The sequence below is a fragment of the Janthinobacterium rivuli genome (assembly GCF_009208735.1).
GTDB lineage: Bacteria > Pseudomonadota > Gammaproteobacteria > Burkholderiales > Burkholderiaceae_D > Janthinobacterium.
In genome coordinates this window covers 1-19370 of the sequence record NZ_WFLJ01000011.1, presented here as the reverse complement: position 1 = coordinate 19370, position 19370 = coordinate 1, and the positions used below count along the sequence as shown (strand labels likewise).

Here is a 19370-nt window from a genome sequence, read left to right as displayed (position 1 = left end):
GCTTAAAAAGTCTCCCACTCCTCGGACTGTTCCGCCTTGCGGCCAGCCGCTTTGGCGACCGGACGGCTGGCGATGCGCTGCACGGCAGGTGCGCGCGCCGCCGGTTTGACCGGCGCCGGCGCCTGCCCCTCATCGAGCTTGAACACGCCCACCACCTGCGCCAGGGTGCTGGCCTGGTCTTGCAGGCTTTCCGCCGCGGCGGCCGCCTCCTCCACCAGGGCCGCGTTCTGCTGCGTCACCTGGTCCATCTGCGCGATGGCCTGATTCACCTGTTCGATGCCCGAGCTTTGCTCGACGCTGGCGGCCGTGATCTCGCCCATGATGTCGGTGACGCGGCGCACGCTGTCGACGATTTCCTGCATCGTCGCGCCGGCCTCGTCGACCAGGCGCGCGCCCGAATCGACCTTGCCCACCGAATCGTCGATCAGCAGCTTGATTTCCTTGGCCGCGCCGGCGGAGCGTTGCGCCAGGCTGCGCACTTCCGTCGCCACGACGGCGAAACCGCGTCCCTGTTCGCCCGCGCGCGCCGCTTCCACGGCCGCATTGAGCGCGAGGATATTCGTCTGGAAGGCGATGCCGTCGATGACGCTGATGATGTCGACGATCTTCTTCGACGAGTCGTTGATCGAGGCCATGGTATCGACCACCTGCGCCACCACTTGACCGCCCTTGCTGGCCACGCCGGATGCCGATTGCGCCATCTGGTTGGCCTGGCGCGCATTGTCCGCGTTCTGTTTCACGGTGCTGGTCAGCTCTTCCATCGAGGCCGCAGTCTCTTCCAGCGAACTGGCTTGCTGTTCCGTGCGCGACGACAGGTCCTGGTTGCCGGCGGCGATTTCCGACGACGATACCTTCACCGATTCGCTGGCCGTGCGGATTTTCACCAGCACGGCGGCGATCTTGTCGATGAAACGGTTGAAGGCGCCCGCGATCTGCGCCAGTTCATCCACGCCGGAAGCGTCGAGGCGGCGCGTCAGGTCGCCTTCGCCCGAGGCGATGTCGTCGAGCGCGTCGCGCACCAGTTCCAGGCGCTTGAGCATCTTGAACACCAGCAGCGACAGCAGCAGCGCCGCCAGCCCGGTCAGCAGCGCGGCCGTGACGGTGGCCGTCGTCAGCATCGTCTGCAAGGCTTGCATGGCTTCCTGCTGATCCAGCACCACGGCCAGCAGCCAGTCGGTGCCGGCCACGCGCGTGACGTACAGCATGCCGTCGCGCTCGTTCAAGCGCACGGCGTCGCTCGTGCGCGTGCTTTCCAGCCGGTTGACCTGCGCGGCCGACAGCGCCGCATCGATTTTACCCACCGGCTGCAGGCTCAGGTCCTTGTTCGCGTGGGCGATGATGGTGCCGGCCTGGTCGACGAGGAAGGCAAAGCTGTGCGGCGTCGGCTTGATCGCCACCACATTGGCGATCACCGTATCGAGCAGCACGTCCGCGCCCGCCACGCCCAGCAGCGCCTCTTTCGGGCCGACGGGCGCCGTGAACGACACCACCAGCTTGTGGCTGGCCGCGTCCACGTACGGCGGCGTGAGCATCGGCACGCCGGCCTTCACGGTGTCCGTGTACCAGGCGCGCGCGGTGGGATCGAAATCGGCAGGACGGCCCGGATGGGTAAACACGGAGCGCTTGTCCGCATAACCGATGAACACTTCCGCGAAGTCACCGGCCTTTTCCGCGATCTGGAAGGCGCGCAGCGGATCGGGCGTCTCGGCCGACATGACGACGGACGCCATGACCTTTTTCTTGCCATCGACCCATTGCGCCAGCACGGCGGACTGGCTTTGCAGCAGCTGCTGCATCTGCTGGTCGGCCGACGCCAGCATGCTGCTGCGCGTGGTGAGGTAATTGGCGACCGACAAGGCCAGCATGGACAGCACGACGATGGCCACGCAAATGAGCACCAGCCGCGTGCGAAGGGAAGACAACATGATGGACTCCTCGTTTCGATTTTAATGGCGTGAAACAGTGCTTTTGCACCGCTTTCTCTACGAAAGCATTCTCACACAAAAATCGGAACAATTTCCATCAATATTCGGAATACAACACATATATTTCCACATGGAAACCTGTCGAACCCGGTCAAGCCATCAGCCAATCAGCCCCCTTAAGCCGCTGGCGCGCTGCGTGCGGCGCAGGATCGCGTCGAACAGCACGGCCTGCGTGGGCGAGACGAGGGTAAAGAAGTCGCGCGCGCGCGTGATGCCCGTGTAGACCAGTTCGCGCGCCAGCATGGCGCCGCCTTCCTGCGGCAGCACCAGCACCGTGTGGCGAAATTCCGAGCCTTGCGACTTGTGCACCGTCATGGCGAACGCCGTCTCCACGTGGCGCAAACGCGTGGCCAGCACGCTGCGCACGTTTTCGCCCTCCAAAAAGTACACGCGCAGGGAGCCGGGACGCGCAGGGTCGCGCAAGGTCAAGCCGATGTCGCCGTTGAACACGCCCGTGCCATAGTCGTTGCGCGTCACCATCACGGGGCGCCCCACATACCATTCGCTGCGGCGTATCAGCCCTTCCTTTTCCAGCCGCAGCTCGATGGCCGTGTTCAAGCCGGCCACGCCCCACTCTCCTTCGCGCACGGCGCACAGGATGCGGAACGATTCAAAACTGTGCAGCACGGCGCGCACCCAGTCGTCATGCTGCGCATAGCCTTCGCCCCCGGCATTCACCAGTTCCAGGTAAGGCTGGTAGCCGCCCGGCGCATCCGGACGTCCGCGCAAGGCCAGGCGCAGCACGTCTTCCTGCTGCGAAGGCACCGTCCACGCCAGCTGGCCGCCGCTGTCGCCGGCGAAGCAGGCCTTGGCCAGATCGGGCCTGCCGCCATTCACGGCCAGCGCCAGCTCGCCGATCGGACCGCTGAAGCGGTGGCTGTGCCGCAGCATCACCGTCTGCTGCGCCAGCGCGCCGGCCGCTCCCGCGAAGGCGGGCGGAATGGCCACGCCGCTGGCCGCCTGCGCATACGCGATGGTGGCGTCCGTGTAGCCGCCCGCCTGCGCGTCGTGGCACAAGTCGCCCAGCACGGCGCCCGCCTCCACCGACGCCAATTGATCCTTGTCGCCCAGCAGGATCAGGATCGCCGTGGGCGGCAAGGCGTCGAGCACCGACGCCATCATCTCCAGGTGCACCATCGACGCTTCATCGACAATCAGCACGTCGACCTCGAGCGGATTGCCCGCGTGGTGGGCAAAGGCGCGCGTATCGGGCCGCGCGCCCAGCAAGCTGTGCAGGGTGCGCGCCGCGCCCATGCGCCGCGCCAGTTCCAGCAGGGGCAAGGCATCACCCGCCTTCGCCGCCAAGCCTTCCAGCGCCTTGTCGATCGACTGTTTTAATCGCGCGGCCGCCTTGCCGGTCGGCGCGGCCAGCGCGATGCGCAGCTGCTCCGGCTGCGGCGAGACGGCAAACAGCAGGGTCAGCAAACTGGCCACCGTGTAGGTTTTTCCCGTCCCCGGGCCGCCCGTGATGATGGCCACCTTGCCGCGCAGGGCGATGGCGCACGCCACCTTTTGCCAGTCCGGGCCACCGTCCCTGGCCGGCTGGTCGAACAGGATGTCGAGCCACTGCCGCACCTGCGCCAGTGGCGGATGCGTCAAACCCTGCGCGCGGAGCGCGATTTTCTCGCCCACCAGGGTCTCGTCGCGCCAGTAGCGGCGCAAATACAGGCGATCGCCATCGAGCACCAGCGGCTGGCGCACGTCGGCCGCACCCACCTGCCACACCTGCGGCGCGCCGGCCAGCAGCGCGCGCCAGCCGGCGGCGCTGTCGGGCAGCGGACCGGAAACGGCCAGCACCGCATGCCACTGTTCCTCGCTCCAGCCCAGCAGCTGCGACGGTTCACTGGCCAGGTCAGCCAGCATCAGACAGCTGTGGCCCCGCCCTTCCAGCTCGGACAGCACCACGCAAGCCACGGCGACCGCGGGCGCATGCGGCGCCTGCTCGTCCAGGCTGGCGATGAAGCGGGCAAAGGCGGCACTCAGGCGGCGCAAGTGGCCCTCCTCGGCGACGCCGTCGACATGGGTCAACAAGGCATTCATTTGCTCATCAGGCTGCATGGTGTTCCGTTTCTTCTAACAGTTGATCGAGGCCGTCCAGCAGTTCCAGCTGCGGCGCGAGCCAGTAGCAGCCATGCGTGTCCGCATTCGCGATACCGCGCAGGAACAGGAAGATGGCGCCGCCCAGCTGCTCGGCCGGATCATACGCGTCACCGAGCCGGCTTTTCAGCAGCCGGTGCAGGGCCAGCATGTAGATGGCGCCCTGGATATCGTAGCGGTGCTGCGCCATGCCGGCCGCCAGCGCGGCCGTGTGATACGCCGCGTCGTTGGCGCCCAGCGCGTTCGACTTGTAGTCGAGCACCCAGTAGCGGCCATCCCGTTCGATGACCAGGTCGGCAAAGCCTTTCAACATGCCGTGCAGCTGGCGCCGCGGCAGCACGGGGCGCGGCGCGCCATCGAGCAGCAAACGCGTGCACAGCTGGTCGAGCGCGCCCGTGGACAGATGCTCGCTGGGGAACCAGAACTCCATCTCGGACAGCGTGCTATCGAGTTCGGACAGCGACGCATCGAGCAGCGGCAGCGGCGTGACGGCGATTTCCCGAAGCCAGGCGATGGCGTCTTCCTGGCGGTGTCCCCAGCCCGCCCGCTCGCAGCGCGCGGCCAGGCGCGTAGTGAAATTGTCGTCGTGGACGCTGTCAAAACCTTCGCTGCCCATCCATTCAAGCTGCTCGTGCAGGAAATTGCCGGGCACGGAACCGCGCGGGAAGCGGTGCCAGGGCGCGTCACCCATTTGCATCGGCGAGGCTACGGCTACCGCCGTGCCATCTTCCAGCAGGGTCTCTTCCAGCGCCCGCTGCGGCACATGCGCGGCCGCCACGGCGCCGATCTGGCGCGTCAGCGAGGTAAAGCTGCCCACTGACCAGTCGCGCTCGAATTCGCCCGCGAATACGGGCGCCGGACGCAATTCAGGGCGCCGCTCGACGCGGTCGAGCACCGTGCAGGCATCGGGCTGCGCCAGCGCGCTCACATAGATGGCGTCGCAATCGCCCGCCACCTGCTGCCAGCGCAGCAGCAGCTGGTCGGACGGCAGCTTGTCGCCGCCCGTCAGCAGGTAGCCGAGCGCCGATTCGTGCAAGGTGTTCTCGCCCGCCTTGCGCGCCGCCTGGGCGGCCACGCCCAGCCACAGGAAGTGGCGCGCGCGCGTCAGGGCCACGTACAGCAGGCGCAAGTCTTCCTCGATGCGCGCTTCCTCGACCGCCGCCATGGCTTCGTCGGACAGGGACAGGTCGAGACGGCGCTCGCCTTTTTCATCCGCATAGTCGAAGAAGCTGCGGTTGCGTTTATCCACCTTGCGCGCCGTGACAGCGAATGGCAGATACACGAGCGGATATTCGAGGCCCTTGGATTTGTGCACGGTGATGACTTTCACCAGTTCCGCATCGCTTTCCAGGCGCAGCACGCGCTCGTCGCCGTTGTCGCCCTCGCCGGCGATCTGCTCGGCCAGCCAGCGTATCAGCGCCTGTTCGCCATCGAGCTGGCGGCTGGCCGATTGCAGCAGTTCGGCCAGGTGCAGCAGATTCGTCAGCCGCCGCTCGCCGCCCGTCTGCTGCAGCAGCATGGCCGGCAGCCGCAGTTCGTGGATGAAGCGGCGCAGCATGGCCAGCACACCCTGGCGCTGCCAGATCAGGTGCAAGGCCTTCAGTTGCTCGACGCGGCGTTCCCATTCCAGTTCGTCGCTCGACAGGCGCGCCAGCTCGCCCAGCGACAGGCCGATGGTGCGCGTGGCAAACGCGGCGCGCGCCAGCCCGCCGTCGAGCGGGTTGGCCAGCGCCGCCAGCCAGCGCAGCACGTCTTGCGCTTCCTCGCTGTCGACGACGGAATCCTTGTCGGACAGGTACACGCTGGCGACCCGGCGGCGCGCCAGCGCGCGGCGGATGGCCGCGGCCTCCTTGCGGTCGCGCACGAGGATGGCGATATCCGCGGGCTGCAAGCGCGTAAAACCGTCGGGACCGGCGAAACCGGCTTGCGGGTCGCCCAGCATGGCGACGATGTGCTCGGCGCAGTGCTGCGCGAAATACTCGCGGTAGCTGTCGCCGCGCAGCCCTTCATCGCTGGCGCATGCGGCCAGCAGGGCCGGGAGCGGGCCGCCGGCGTTCACCAGGTGCTCGGCGCGGCCCTTGGCGTCGACGGCCTCGAACGGCAGCGGATTGTCATCCCCTTTGCGGTAGCGGAAGGCGCCTGCCGGCACCTCGTCGCGCTCCGCATGCAGGAACAGCTGGTTGACGGCCGCCACCAGCGGCGCCGTCGAACGGTAGTTGGTGCCCAGCTGGTAATGGCGGCCGGCGGTGGCGCGGCGCGCCGCCAGGTAGCTCTGGATGTCGGCGCCGCGAAAGCCGTAGATCGACTGCTTCGGGTCGCCGATCAAAAACAGGCCCAGCGCCGGGTCGTTGTCGGCGATGCGGTACAGCAGGTTGAATATCTGGTACTGGGCCGGCGCCGTATCCTGGAATTCGTCGACCATCGCCAGCGGATACTGGTCGATGATGCGCTGGCGCAGGGCCGCGCCATTCTCGCCGGCCAGCGCATCGTGCAGGCGCTGCAGCATGTCGGCAAAGCCGAACTGGCGCGACTGGCGTTTTAACTGGTCCATGCGTCGCGCGATGGCCGCCGCCGCATGCAGGTGCAGCTTGTGCGCCAGCGGCGTCAATGCCGCCAGGGCGATCCCCAGCGCCTCCGTGTGTTCGAAGCACTCGGGCACCTGGGCCGTGAAACTCTTGGCAAACGCATCCTCGATGCCGAACGGCGTCAGGCGTTCCCACGCCTTGGCCGTGATGGCCGGCTGCAGCAACAGCGGATCCTGCGCCCAGCGGCGCAAGCCGTCGAACCATTTCGCCAGGTTCTCCGGCTTCATCTTGACGCCGTTAAAGCACTTGGGATTGGCGGCGCGATGGTCGTTGATCCACGCGGCCATGCTGTCCACGCGCTCGACCCAGCCCGCCTTCAGGGTGGCCAGCTGCGCGGCCAGCGCCCGCTGTTCGCGCGCGATCAGCGCGGACAACGGTTCCTCGTCCGCCATGCCGGTGATGTCCGCGCGGCGCGCCAGTTCGCGCGCGCCTTTCTTCAGCGCGTCGACGTCGGGCCAGCAAGCCAGCAGCACCTCGAGCGCCAGCGGCGGCAAGGGATAGACTTGCTGGCGCCAGTAATCGTGGGCCGCATCCTCGAACAGCGCTTGCTCGTCGCTGACCAGTTCCTCGTCGAACAGGCTTCCGCTGTCGAACGCGTGTTCGCGCAGCATGCGCTGGCACCAGGCGTCGATGGTGAAGATGGCCGCTTCATCCATCGTCTCGGCGGCCAGCATCAGCCGGTGCGCGGCCTTTTGCCGCTCGCTCTCGTCCGGATAGGATTCCAGCAAGGCGTCGAGAAACGGGTCGCTGCCGCCGGACGCAATGCCAAATTCGTGGCGGAAATAGGCGGCCGCCTCGATCAGGCGCTCGCGCACGCGGTTCGACAATTCGCGCGTGGCGGCGCGGGTAAACGTCATCACGAGGATATCGGCCGGCAGCAGCGGGCGCGCGAAACGGCTGTCGTCGTCGCCGTGTCCCAGCACGAGCCGCACGTACAGCGCGGCGATGGTCCAGGTCTTGCCGGTGCCGGCAGACGCCTCGATCAGGCGCGAGCCGTGCAGCGGGAACGCCAGGGGGTTGAGCAGATGGCTCGTCATTGTTCTTCTCCCGCGCCATCGAAGGGCGCGCTGATCGGGTCGATCGTGATGTGCTGTTGCAGCCAGTCGGCCAGCGGTCCATACAGCTCGCGCGTGCAGTCTTCCCACGCCTCCTCGGCGGCCAAGGCGGAAAACTCGGGCCACAGGCGCGCCAGGCACAGTTCCTCGCGCTCGCCCGACATGTCGAAGCCGCCATCATAGACGGCGCCCGGGTCGCCCTGCTGCACCAGCGCCAGCCCCGTCTTGCAGGCCGTGGGCAAGGGATGGTTCATGCCTTCGCGCCACAGCGCCAGCAAGGTGGCCAGCGCCTCGCGCGACGTGTCCGGATCGAGCGGCGCCATGCTGACGATGGCGTCGCGCGCCACCAGATAGCCGGTGACAGGGAAGTCGAGGGCGGCGGCGGCCAGCTGGCGCAGCCACATCAGCATCAGCTTGTCGCCGCGCGCCAGGCCGCCCTTGTCCGTCACCTTCGAGGAAATCTGCATCAGCCAGGCCGTCTCCTGGCCGTTGCTGCGCAATTTGTCGAGCCAGTCGTCGATCTGCACTTCACCGAAGGGCAAGTTGATGGCGCGCTTGTCGGCCGCCTGCGGGAACGAGGCGCGCAAGGACAGCCATGCGCTGCGCACGGGCACCAGCGCCTCGACCAATTGCGCCTGTACTTGCCGGCCGATCAGGCCGATGGGCAGCACGCCTTCGCGCGCCAGCTTGCCGGCGCGCGCTTCCAGGCTGGCGCGCACGTCATCGATGTCTTCCACGGCGCCGCCGTCATCGAGCATGGTGTCTTCCAGCAGATAGCGCTCGAGCGCATTCAGGCCAAACGGCTCTTCATCCTCGCCCAGCATGGCCGCATCGGCGAAATACACGCTCAAGCGGCGGCGGAAAAAGTACTTGACGGGCTGGCGCAAAAAGCTGGCCAGCTCGCCCAGTTTCAGACGCGTGCCGGGATCGAGCTCGTAGGGACCCAGCGGCGGCACGGCGTCTTGCGCATCGGCCGCATCGGCCTCGGCATGGGCCACGCGCCATTCGCGCGCGTAGGTCAGCAAACCATCGGCCTCGAAATAGCGGCGGCTGAACGGCTGCAGCGCATGCTCGGTGGTGAGCGAGGCCAGGTGCCGATCCAGCGACCAGCCGGCGGCCAGGTAATCGCGCAGCTGCGACACCAGCACGGACGGCGGCTGCTCGGAATTGTCGCGCACATTGCGCCCCACCCAGCTCACGTACAGTTTGTCGCGCGCGGCCAGCAGGGCTTCGAGCATCAGGTAGCGGTCGTCGTCGCGGCGCGAGCGGTCGCCCGGACGCGCCATGCCGGGCAGCGCCAGCAAGTCGAAATCGGCCTTCTGCGCGCGGCGCGGAAAGTCGCCATCGTTCATGCCCAGCAGGCACACGACACGGAACGGCACGGCGCGCATCGGCATCAGGGTACAGAAGGTCACGCCGCCGGAGACGAATTGGTGGTTCAGGGTCGGCTCGTCGAGCGCGCCCAGCCACGCCACGCGCAGCACGGACAGCGGCACCGGTTCGACGAAGCCCGCATGCTCGCAGGTTTCCAGCCAGCCTTGCAAGGCGCCTTCGAGCTGCGCCAGGGTCAGGCGGTCGCCCTCGTCGTCGGCGTCGAAAAACGCGGCCAGCAGCGCGCGCGCCTGCACGCCCCATTCGGCTGGCGTGCGCGCGCCGGCCAGCACGGTGCGCCAGTGCAGCAGCGCCTCGACCAGCTGCGCCAGCGAGCCCGCCAGCGCCGCATCGAGGCCGCCCACTTCCGCATACGGTTCGATGCCGCCAAAGCTGGCGCCACTGCCGCTGGCATAACCGAGCAGCATGCGCCGCACGCCGAAGATCCACGCATTCTGTTCCCCTGCGGCGCCCAGCCCCAGGCCGGCGCGGTGCGCCTGGTCCAGGCCCCAGCGCACGCCGGCCCCTTCGATCCAGGCGCCCAGGGTGGCCAGGTCGTCCGGCTGCAGGCCAAAGCGGGCCGCCAGCGCGGGCACGTCGAGCAGGTCGCGCACTTCGCTCTGGCGGCAGCGCTGCTGCGGCAGCTGCAGCAGCCACTCGAGCGCGACGAGCAGCGGGTTGACGCTGCGGTCCTTCACGTCGCCGATCTCGAACGGAATGAAACGCTCGTCATGGCGCCGGTACTGGCCGAAGACGGCGTGAATGGCGGCCGTGAAGGTGTCGATGTCGGGCACCATCACCACCACGTCGCGCGGACGCAAGCCCGTTTCGGCGCTGTGCGCGAACATGGCCAGCAGCTGGTCGTGCAGCACTTCCACTTCGCGCTGCACGCTGTGCGCCACGTGAAATTCGATCGAGCGGTCGGCGGCGTCGGGCGGCGTTTGTTCGTGTTCGGCCAGCGGGCGCAGTTCGCGGATGGCCACCTGCACCTGCTGCAGCAGGGTCTCGCCCGTTTCCTCGCCAAACAGGTCGATGCGCAGGCTGTCGTCGCGCCCCTCGGCTTGCGCGTGTTCGTCGAACTCGTCGAGCATGCGGATGAAATCGCGCCCTTGCCTGCCCCAGCTGGCCAGCAGCGGATGGCTGTGCGCATGCAGCGCTTCGAGCGGGATTTGCGCCAGGTCGGTGCCGTTGCGCTGCCGCTGGCGCTTGTTTTGCGCGCGCAGCAAGTCGCGCCCGTCGATGATGTCGCCCCAGTAGAACTGGCATGGATTGGGCACGGCCAGCACCACCTGCGTGTGGCGCGCCAGCGCGGCCAGCGCCTGCAAGGTCTGGTATGGCAAGGCCGACACGCCAAACAGCACCACGCGGCGCGGCAGCTTGCCCACCGGCGCCTCGCCGGCGGCGATCGCCGCCAGGAAGGCGTCATGGATGTCGGCGCGGCCCGTGTCGCGCTCGAAAGCCTCGACGTCGGCAGCCACGGCGCGCCACAACTGCGCCTGCCAGCGCTGGTCTTCCTTCAAGACGATAGCTTCGCCACGCGCCGTGCGCAGCTGGTCGCGCCCCGCCGCCCAATCGGCCAGCCAGTCGGCGCGGTAGACTTGGTACTGGTCGAACAAGTCGGCCAGGCGCTCGGCCAGCTGCAGCCGGCGTTCGCTGTCGCCATCGGCGAGGAAGTAACGCAGCGGCGCGAACACCGGCTCGGCCAGCAAGGACGGCAACAGGCGCATCAAACGCCAGGTGAGCGGGGATTTATCGAACGGCGACACGCGCGGGACGCGCTCGCGCCCCAGCATGCCCCGGTAGCTTTCCCACAGCAGGCGCGCCGGCAGCGCGATGCGCGTGGCGGCGCACACCCCCATCTCCTCGGCCAGGGCGATCTTCAGCCACTCGGCCACGCCGTTCGACTGCACCAGGAAGATATCCGTTTCCAGCGGTGCCAGCGGATGCTGGCGCAGCCACTGGAAGACGGCGGCGCGCAGCTGTTCCAGCTGGTTGCCATGCAGGATGAGGAGGCCGGGCGTGACGGGAGTATGCATGCTGATCCGATGGGTTGCCGCGTCGCCGGCCGGGTGGCCGAAGACGTCAAAGGCATATTATCGCCGCTGCTTGCGTCAGGGGGCGTCGCTGGCGGCAAATTCCATGGAAATTTGTTCCGCCACCTGCGCCAGCGCCGGCCCCAGGGCCGTCAGCAAGGCGCGCGCCTGCGCCAGGTCGCCGCCCAGGCGCAAGCCTTCGATCGACGCGCACAGGCCGGCAAAGGCATGGGCGCCCACGGCAAGCGCCGACGATTTGCTGCGGTGTCCCAGGTCGGCCAGGCGCCCCAGGTCTTCCAGCGCCATGGCTTGCTCCATTTCGGCGATGCCATCGCGCGCCGTGTCGAGAAACAGCTGGGTGTATTTGCGCATTTTCACGGAGTCATTGCTGAACGTGAGCGCCAGGGTGGCCAGGTCGAGGATGGCCCTGTCGCGCAAGTCCGGCGAGGCATTTGGTGGCGGCGCTTTCGGCACCGCCACCAGCCTGTCGCCCACGCGCGCATGGCCGTTGCCGCCGATACCGCCACGCAGGCGGAACCATTTCGCCAGCAGGTGAAACAGCAGATTCGGGGCGATCGGCTTGGTCACGAATTCATCCATGCCCGCCGCCAGACAGCGGGCGCGGTCTTCGCTGCCCGCATTGGCCGTCATGGCGATCACCAGCAGGCCGCTGAGATTGGGGTCGGCGCGGATGCGGCGCGTCGCCTCGAAGCCGTCCATCTCCGGCATCTGCACGTCCATCAGCACGCAGTCATAGCGCTGGCGGGCCAGCAAGTCCAGCGCTTCGCGGCCATTGCAGGCGACGCAGACGGTGGCGCCGGCGTCTTCCAGCAATTCGCAGCCCACCTGCTGGCTGAAGACGTTGTCTTCCACCAGCAGGATGGACGCGCCGCGGATCACGCCCAGCACTTCCGGCTCCACTTCGGCGATGCGATCATCGCCCGCCTGCGCGCTTTTCTCCAGGCGCGCCGTGAACCAGAAGGTGCTGCCCAGGCCAGGCTGGCTGTACACGCCCACCTTGCCGCCCATGAGTTCCACCAGCTGCTTGCTGATCACCAGCCCCAGGCCGCTGCCGCCATACTTGCGCGTGGTCGACGGGTCGGCCTGGTGGAAGGAGCGGAACAGCTGCGCCACCTCTTCCTGCTTCATGCCGATGCCGCGGTCCTGCACTTCGAAGCGCAGCATGCCGTGGCTGCCGCGCTCCTCGGACTGGCGCACGCGCACGAAGATGCTGCCATTGTCGGAAAACTTGATGGCGTTGCTGGTCAGGTTCAGCAAGACCTGCTCCAGGCGCAGCGGGTCGCCGCGCCAGCGCTGCGGCAGCTCCGGCGCGATATCGAACTGCAGTGCCAGGCCCTTGACGGCGGCAGCATCGCCGAGCTGGCTGGCGACATTCGCCAGCAGGGTATCGAGACGGAAGTCCAGCACCTCCAGTTCCAGCTTGCCCGCCTCGATCTTGGAAAAATCGAGGATGTCGTTGATCAGGCCCAGCAAATGCTGGCCCGAATGGAAGATTTTTTGCAGATAGTCGCGCTGGCGCGCATCGGCCACCGATTTCAGCGCCAGGTGCGCCATGCCGATGATGCTGTTCATCGGCGTGCGGATTTCATGGCTCATGTTCGACAGGAAGTCGCTCTTGGCCTGGCTGGCCGCGTCGGCCTGTTCCTTCAGGCGGTGCAATTCCGTCACGTCGGTGGACAGGCCGATCAGGCCCGTGACGGGGCCGGGCAAGCCCAGCGGCACCTTCACGCTCCACAGGTGATGCACCTGGCCCTGCGCATCGACGAAGCGCTCTTCGCCGACGAACTTGGCGCCGCTGTCGAACACCTGGCGCTCCGTGCGCTGCGCGGACGCCGCCGCATCGCCGAGCATCAACTCGCCATCCTGGCGCCCGATCAGCTGCTCCACGGAGCGGCCCAGGATCTTCGCCGTGCGCGCATTCACGTAGCGGTAGCGCAGGTCGGCATCCTTCATGTAGACGTAGGCGTCGACGCTGTCGAGCACCGTATCGAGCAGGGTGCGTTGCGCCACCGCGTTGCGGCGCGAACGGTACAGGGTAAAGATATAGCCGTAAATGAGCAGCGTGCCGGCCACGCCGACGGCCAGCGACAGCCATGGAAAATAGCGGTCGAAGGGGCTGTACAACTCCGCCTTGCGCACGCGGAAATGGGCTTTCCACAGGCCGCCCAGGTAAGCCACCGGCAGCACCTGGTCGAAATAGTCGGCATCGCTGCCCGGTTGCGGCGGCGCCACCGCCAGGTCGCCATCGTCATTGAACAGCAGGCGGTCCTGCGGCGTGACGCGCCATACGCCATCGGCAGGCCGCGCTTCGGCGGCGCTGTACAGGGTCAGGTGCAGCGGTTCCAGGGCGCTGTGTTCGAGCGCGCTGTGCACCAGCTGCGCCACGCCAAAGCCGATGCCGACGGAACCCTGGTAGGCGGCGCGGCGCTCGGCCACGCTCCCCTGCGGCATGCCATTGCGGTACACGGGCAGGCGCATGCCCAGGCCCACGTGCGCTGGCGGTCCCTTGATCATGATCACCTGGCCCGAGGCGCCGACCTCGCCGCTGTCGCGCGCCTGCGCCAGGGACTGCGCCACCAGCGGGTTGGCGCCGATATCGACGCCCATGCGTTCGGCCAGCAGGGAATCGGGCTCCAGGTAGGTGAGCACCGTGTATTCCGGCCGCTCGCCTGGTGGGCGGATGGTGAAGGCGGGATAGCCGCGCGGCGCCAGGCTGGTGTCCTTGCGCACCGCCTCGATGTAGGCGGCGCGCTGCGCCGACGGGACGGCCACCGCGTAGTTGACCGATTCGATGGCGGGGAACTGGCGCGCGATATCGAGCCCGGCCACATAGTCGTGGAACTGGCGGCGCGTCAGTTGCTCGCTGGTGCGAAACAGGGCTTCGAGGCCGCGCAGCAGATCGGAATAGCTTTTCACGCGCGTGACCAGGTTGTGCTGTGCGCCATGCGTGAGATTGTCGAAACGCTGTTCGGCGTCGTCATTGACCGTGCGCACCGCGCCCGCGTACAGCGCGCCGCCCACGGCCAGTGCCAGCAACAGCCCACCTGCCCAGATCCTGACGCCGGGTCCCGTCCCGCCCTTGCTCAAAGTGTGCATTGTCAATCGCTTATTCCGGTTCCTCGAATGCGCGGCGCTGTACCGCCCAACAAGTACGAGGATACTATCAAAGCCCCCGCCCGACGCGTCCGTACAAGAAAAAAAGCGCGCGCCATGGTTGCCCTGGAAAACAACTGGCGCCTAGGCCGCCCGCAGCGCCCCGGCCAGGAAGTCGCAGAAGGCGCGCACCTTTTCCTGCACGTGGCGCCCATCGGGCGTCAACGCATACACGCCGCGCCTGGCCATGCCGTGCGACGGCAGCACGCGCACCAGGGCGCCGCTGGCCAGCAGCGGTGCGGCGACGAACGACGGCAGCGCGCCCACGCCGATGCCCGCCACCAGCATATCGGCCAGCAGCAGGCTGCTGTCGGCGGAAAAACGCACGGGCAGGACGATGCTGCTCGCCCCTTCCGGGCCGGCCAGCTGCCACACGCCGGGGCTGTCGGCCAGGCGGTAGGCCAGGCAATCGTGGCCGTGCAAGTCCTGCGCCTGCCGCGGCGTGCCGCGCCGCGCCAGGTAGGCGGGCGATGCGCAGATCATCTGCTCGACATCGCCCAGGCGTCGCGCCACCAGGGACGAATCGGCCAGCGCGGCGCGGATGCGCAGCGACACGTCATAGCCCTCGCCCACCACATCGCGCAGGCGGTCGTCCAGAGTCATCTCGATTCTCACTTCCGGATGGCGGGCCATGAAGTCCGGCAGCAGCGGCGACAGCACTTTCAAGCCGAACGACAGCGGCGCATTCACGCGCAGCCGCCCCGCCACCTTGCCGGCGCAGCCGCGCGTGGCCAGTTCCAGCGCATCGATTTCATCGAGCAGGCGGCAGCATTCCAGATAATAGGCGCGCCCGCCATCCGACAGGCTCATGCGCCGTGTCGTGCGCACCAGCAGCACCGTCGCCAGATGCGCCTCCAGCTGGCGCACCTGCTTGCTGACGGCGGCCGCCGACTGGTTCAGGTCCAGCGCCGCCTTGCTGAAGCTGTCGCGCTCGACCACCTTGCGAAACACGCGCATGTGCGCCAGGACATCCATGATTCTTTCCATCTGGTTGAATATCTTATTATTTTATCGCTGATTATCATTGGAATTGAAAATAATATGATGGTGGCTTCTTCATTCATGTCACGCAAGGAGCACCCCCATGTTCAAACCATCCGCCACCCTGACGACCCTGCTGCTGGCCCTGCTGGCAGGGACAGTGCAAGCCGCCCTGCCCGAGGTGGGCCTCAGCCCCTGGGGACCGAAAGATGAAATCGGCCGCCTGAACCTGATGACGCCGGCCTCGCGCGCCGCCATCCTGGCGCGCATCGACGGCGGCAAGAGCTATGACCTGGCCGTCGACTTCTATGTCGGCATGCCCAGCTGGCAGGCGGCAGGCGACCCGCCCTACCAGATGTGGATGACGCACACGCCGAAAGGCAACGTGGTGGCCGATTCCATGCAGGTGGGCGAACAGATGAACCGCCACGTCAGTTACACGGGCTCGGCCGTGTCCATGTATGCGCACATGGGCACGCATATCGACGCCCTCAACCACTTCGGCTTGAACGGCAAGATCTGGAATGGTTTTACGGAAGAGCAATACCTGGGCGACCGTGGCTGGACCGTGACGGGCGCGGAAAAGCTGCCACCCATCGTCGCGCGCGGCGTGCTGATCGACGTGGCCGTAGCCAAGGGCCTGTCGCAATTGCCCGACAATTACCGCGTCACGCGGCAAGACTTGCGCGCCGCGCTGGCGCAACAGAAGGTCACGCTGGAAAAAGGCGACGTGGTGCTGATACGCACGGGCCGGATGCGGCACTATGAACAGGCGCAAGCCTACATGGCCAATCCGCCCGGCCTGTCGCTGGACGCGGCGAAATTCCTCGTGGAAGATGGCGGCGCCATGGTGGTGGGCGCGGACAACCTCAGTTTCGAGGCGTTTCCGTCCGAAGTGGCGGGCAATTACCTGCCCGTGCACACGTATCTGCTGGCGCAACAGGGCACGCCCATCCTGGAACTGGTCGATCTGGAAGCCTTGTCGCGCGACAAGGTCTACCAGTTCGCCTTCATCGGCGCCTCATTGAAATTCCGTGGCGGCGACGCGGCGCCCATCCGTCCCGTGGCCCTGCCGATCCGCTAAATTCCGCTGGATCACACGGTCGCGGCCAGCAAGCCCGGTGCGCCATGGTCATCCCAGGCATCGGCGCAGCGCACCACCTCGCCCACGACGATGATGCTGGGACTGCCCAGGCCGCTGGCCAGCAAGTCGGCGGGCAAGGCATGCAAGGTACTCAGCAACTGGCGCTGCGCCGGCAAGCTGGCCGATTGCACCACGGCCACGGGCGTGCCGGGCGCCATGCCGCCGGCCAGCAAACCGGCCTGGATCGCCGCCACCCTGGCCACGCCCATGTAGATGACGAGGGTGAGCTTGCTCTGCGCCAAGGCCGCCCAGTTCGGCTCGGAAGCGCTGTCCTTGCCGTGGCCCGTGACGAAAATGGCGCCCTGGCTCCAGCCGCGGTGCGTCAGCGGCACGCCGATGCCGGATGGCGCGGCCAGGCCGCTGCTGATGCCCGGTATCACCTCGACGGCCACGCCGTGGCTGCGCAGGTAGGCGCGCTCTTCGCCGCCGCGCCCGAACAGGTAGGGGTCGCCCCCTTTCAGGCGCACCACGTGCAGGCCGGCGCGCGCCTCGGCCAGCATCAGCCGCTCGATGAAGGCTTGCGGCGTGGAAGCGCAGCCGCCCCGCTTGCCCACCTCGACCACGCGCGCGCCGGGCGCCGCATGCGCGAGGATGGCCGGGTTGACGAGGTCGTCGATCAGCACCACGTCGGCCCGGGCGATGGCTTTTACTGCCTTGATGGTCAGCAGGTCCGGGTCGCCGGGACCGGCGCCGACCAGGGTCACGCTTCCAATTTGCGCCATGATGAACTCTCCAATCAGAAAAAATGGCCGATGGCAAACGATGCCGCGTACGCTTCCGGCGCGCTGCCGTCCCACACGACGCCGTCGCACAGGGTCGAGCTGCGCATGGGGGCCTTTGGCACGGGCGTGGCCGTCATTTCCGCCGCCTGACGGTACAGGTCGAGGCGATTGACTTGCCTTGCCACGGCCAGGTAATCGGGTTCGTCGCGCAGCAAGCCCCAGCGCCGGTGCTGGGTCATGAACCACATGCCGTCGGACAGGTAGGGGAAATTCACGGCGCCTTCCTGGTGGAAGCGCAAACCGTGCGCCTCGTCCCAGGTCTTGCCCAGCCCATCCTGGTAATGGCCGAGAATGCGCGGCGCCAGCATTTCCTGCGGTGTATTCAGATAAGCGGGCTCGGCGAGAGTGGCCGCCATGGCCAGCCGGTTGGCATCGCTGGCGTCGATCCAGCGCCCCGCCTCGAGCACGGCGGCGATCAGGGCGCGGCAGCTGTTCGGATGCGCGCGCGCAAACGCGGCGCTGGTGCCCAGCACCTTGCCCGGATGGTCGGGCCAGATGGCGCCGCTGGTCGTGGCCGTCACGCCCACGCCATCGACGATGGCCTTGTAGCCCCACGGTTCGCCGGCGCAAAAGCCATCCATCTGGCCCGCGCGCAAGGCCGCCACCATCTGCGATGGCGGCACGGTCATCACGCGCGCGTCGCGCAACGGATCGATGCCGTGCGCGGCCAGCCAGTATTGCAGCAGCATCGCGTGGTTGCCGGTCGGAAAAGTATGCGCGAACGCAAAAGGCCGCGCCGCGCCGCGCATGTGCCGCGCCAGGGTAAGTCCATCGTGGACGCCTTCGCGCGCCAGCGCCGCCGACAATGTCACGGCCTGGCCGCTGTGATTGAGGTTCATCAGCACGGCCATGTCCTTCTGCTGCCCGCCGATGCCCATCTGCACGCCATACACGAGACCGTACAGCACGTGGGCAGCGTCGAGTTCGCCGTTACTCAATTTATCGCGCACGCCGGCCCACGACATCTCCCGGCTCAGTTCGATCTTGATCCCGTATTTCTCATCCAGGCCCAGCTTCGACGCCATCACCAGCGAGGCGCAATCGGTCAGCGGCAGGTAGCCGATGCGTATCGTCTGCTTTTCCGGCTGCAGGGGCCGCGTCGTGTGGGCAGTGGCGCCCGCTTGCTGTGTCATACCATTCCTTGCTGATAAGTACTGTTTTGCCGCGCCGACATAGGCAAGGTCATGCCCATCCAGCAGCAAGGACCGTGCCCGTGCATGCGCAGTCCCAGGCAGCTGGAGACGCACCGGAATGGTGCGCTGCACCAGCATGTATCAGGAAATGGGCGATTCATCCCAGCAAGTCCTCCACGTCGAGGATACGCTGGGCAATGTCCGCCAGCTTCAATTTCTTGTTCATGGCCATGCTGCGCAAGCGCTGGTAAGCCTGGTCTTCCGTCAAGCCATGATGCGTCATCAACAAGCCCTTGGCCCGTTCGATCACCTTGCGCTCAAACAGCTTGTGCCGCGTGTCGAGCAATTCGGCGCGTAGTTTTTCTTCCTGGCGAAAGCGCGCCAGCGCCACGTTGAGCACAGGCAAGATGCGCTCGGCATGCAAGCCGGCCACGATATAGGCGGACACGCCGGCCGCCATGGCCGCATCGATGCTGGCCGTGGCGCCGTCTTCCGTGAACAGGACGATGGGGCGGCGCTCGTCGCGCGTGGCGATGACGATGTGCTCGAGCACGTCGCGCGCATCCGATTCGGCGTCAATGATGATGAGATCAGGCTGCAGTTGCGCGATGCGCTCAGGAAGGTAGAGGTCGGCTGGCAGCGAGGCGACGATGTCGAAGCCCGATTCCAGCAAGCCGATGCGCAAGGCGTTGCCGCGCTGCACCTGGGCAGCCAGGGCCGCATTCTCGTGCACGCCGTGCTCGACAATAGTGTTGACGACAACGATGCGCAAAGGCTGGGTACGGCTGGACGTCATGGGAGCGATCTGCAATGGCTAAACGAGTAACCATTGCAGTAAGCAAGAATCGAACCAGCCGGTTTTACAGCGGATTTTACTTCAAGGTCGGCATGGCAAATTCCGCGCCGGCCGCCGTCGAGGCCGGCCAGCGCTGCGTCACGGCCTTCTGCCTGGTATAGAAACGCACCGATTCCGGACCATGCGCGTGGTGGTCGCCGAACAGGCTGCGCTTCCAGCCGCCGAAGCTGTGGA

Annotated in this window: 10 protein-coding genes and 1 pseudogene; 1 reads left to right on the top strand and 10 read right to left on the bottom strand. The window is 67.1% G+C overall.

Features of this window, described 5'->3' with window-relative positions; translation table 11 throughout:
* Positions 1 to 2: 2 nt before the first annotated feature.
* From GCN78_RS15875 to GCN78_RS15850, 6 genes are all read right to left on the bottom strand, one after another.
* Positions 3 to 1925, bottom strand: a complete 1923-nt coding sequence (locus tag GCN78_RS15875; RefSeq protein WP_152252568.1) for a methyl-accepting chemotaxis protein — start codon at positions 1923 to 1925, stop codon at positions 3 to 5.
* A 159-nt stretch (positions 1926 to 2084) separates the two neighbouring features.
* Positions 2085 to 4043 (bottom strand): exodeoxyribonuclease V subunit alpha, encoded by a 1959-nt coding sequence (recD, locus tag GCN78_RS15870; protein ID WP_152252567.1) that lies wholly within the window; start codon positions 4041 to 4043, stop codon positions 2085 to 2087.
* Positions 4033 to 7704: an exodeoxyribonuclease V subunit beta gene (gene recB / locus GCN78_RS15865; RefSeq protein ID WP_152252566.1), complete on the bottom strand. Its 3672-nt coding sequence runs from the start codon at positions 7702 to 7704 to the stop codon at positions 4033 to 4035. Before recB ends, recD begins: the two co-directional genes overlap by 11 nt.
* Positions 7701 to 11129 carry an exodeoxyribonuclease V subunit gamma gene (gene recC / locus GCN78_RS15860; RefSeq protein ID WP_152252565.1) on the bottom strand — a complete coding sequence of 1143 codons (3429 nt, stop codon included), beginning with the start codon at positions 11127 to 11129 and terminating at the stop codon, positions 7701 to 7703. The genes recB and recC overlap by 4 nt, the downstream gene beginning before the upstream one ends.
* Before the next feature lie 75 nt (positions 11130 to 11204).
* Complete coding sequence (locus GCN78_RS15855; RefSeq protein WP_152252564.1) at positions 11205 to 14243, bottom strand: CHASE domain-containing protein; 3039 nt, start codon at positions 14241 to 14243, stop codon at positions 11205 to 11207.
* Between the two features lie 141 nt (positions 14244 to 14384).
* Positions 14385 to 15275: a LysR family transcriptional regulator gene (locus GCN78_RS15850; RefSeq protein ID WP_152252563.1), complete on the bottom strand. Its 891-nt coding sequence runs from the start codon at positions 15273 to 15275 to the stop codon at positions 14385 to 14387.
* Positions 15276 to 15384: 109 nt separating this feature from the next.
* Here GCN78_RS15850 and GCN78_RS15845 point away from each other — a divergent pair, with 109 nt between their 5' ends.
* Complete coding sequence (locus GCN78_RS15845) at positions 15385 to 16365, top strand: cyclase family protein (RefSeq protein ID WP_152252562.1); 981 nt, start codon at positions 15385 to 15387, stop codon at positions 16363 to 16365.
* 11 nt (positions 16366 to 16376) lie between these two features.
* Here GCN78_RS15845 and cobA read toward each other — a convergent pair whose 3' ends face one another.
* From cobA to GCN78_RS15825, 4 genes and pseudogenes are all read right to left on the bottom strand, one after another.
* Positions 16377 to 17147: a uroporphyrinogen-III C-methyltransferase gene (cobA, locus tag GCN78_RS15840; RefSeq protein ID WP_152252561.1), complete on the bottom strand. Its 771-nt coding sequence runs from the start codon at positions 17145 to 17147 to the stop codon at positions 16377 to 16379.
* 14 nt (positions 17148 to 17161) lie between these two features.
* Positions 17162 to 18340, bottom strand: a complete 1179-nt coding sequence (locus GCN78_RS15835; RefSeq protein WP_226939662.1) for a CmpA/NrtA family ABC transporter substrate-binding protein — start codon at positions 18338 to 18340, stop codon at positions 17162 to 17164.
* Positions 18341 to 18497: 157 nt separating this feature from the next.
* Positions 18498 to 19136 carry an ANTAR domain-containing response regulator gene (locus GCN78_RS15830; protein WP_099664422.1) on the bottom strand — a complete coding sequence of 213 codons (639 nt, stop codon included), beginning with the start codon at positions 19134 to 19136 and terminating at the stop codon, positions 18498 to 18500.
* A 76-nt stretch (positions 19137 to 19212) separates the two neighbouring features.
* Positions 19213 to 19370: pseudogene (locus GCN78_RS15825) on the bottom strand (methylmalonate-semialdehyde dehydrogenase (CoA acylating)); the annotation flags it as partial.

Coding starts and splice junctions, on each gene's coding strand:
- GCN78_RS15850 (WP_152252563.1), bottom strand. CDS start 15,275: ATGGATGTCCTGGCGCACATGCGCGTGTTTCGCAAGGTGGTCGAGCGC.
- cobA (WP_152252561.1), bottom strand. CDS start 17,147: ATGGCGCAAATTGGAAGCGTGACCCTGGTCGGCGCCGGTCCCGGCGAC.
- recB (WP_152252566.1), bottom strand. CDS start 7,704: ATGACGAGCCATCTGCTCAACCCCCTGGCGTTCCCGCTGCACGGCTCG.
- recD (WP_152252567.1), bottom strand. CDS start 4,043: ATGCAGCCTGATGAGCAAATGAATGCCTTGTTGACCCATGTCGACGGC.
- GCN78_RS15875 (WP_152252568.1), bottom strand. CDS start 1,925: ATGTTGTCTTCCCTTCGCACGCGGCTGGTGCTCATTTGCGTGGCCATC.
- GCN78_RS15830 (WP_099664422.1), bottom strand. CDS start 19,136: ATGACGTCCAGCCGTACCCAGCCTTTGCGCATCGTTGTCGTCAACACT.
- GCN78_RS15855 (WP_152252564.1), bottom strand. CDS start 14,243: ATGCACACTTTGAGCAAGGGCGGGACGGGACCCGGCGTCAGGATCTGG.
- GCN78_RS15835 (WP_226939662.1), bottom strand. CDS start 18,340: ATGACACAGCAAGCGGGCGCCACTGCCCACACGACGCGGCCCCTGCAG.
- recC (WP_152252565.1), bottom strand. CDS start 11,129: ATGCATACTCCCGTCACGCCCGGCCTCCTCATCCTGCATGGCAACCAG.
- GCN78_RS15845 (WP_152252562.1), top strand. CDS start 15,385: ATGTTCAAACCATCCGCCACCCTGACGACCCTGCTGCTGGCCCTGCTG.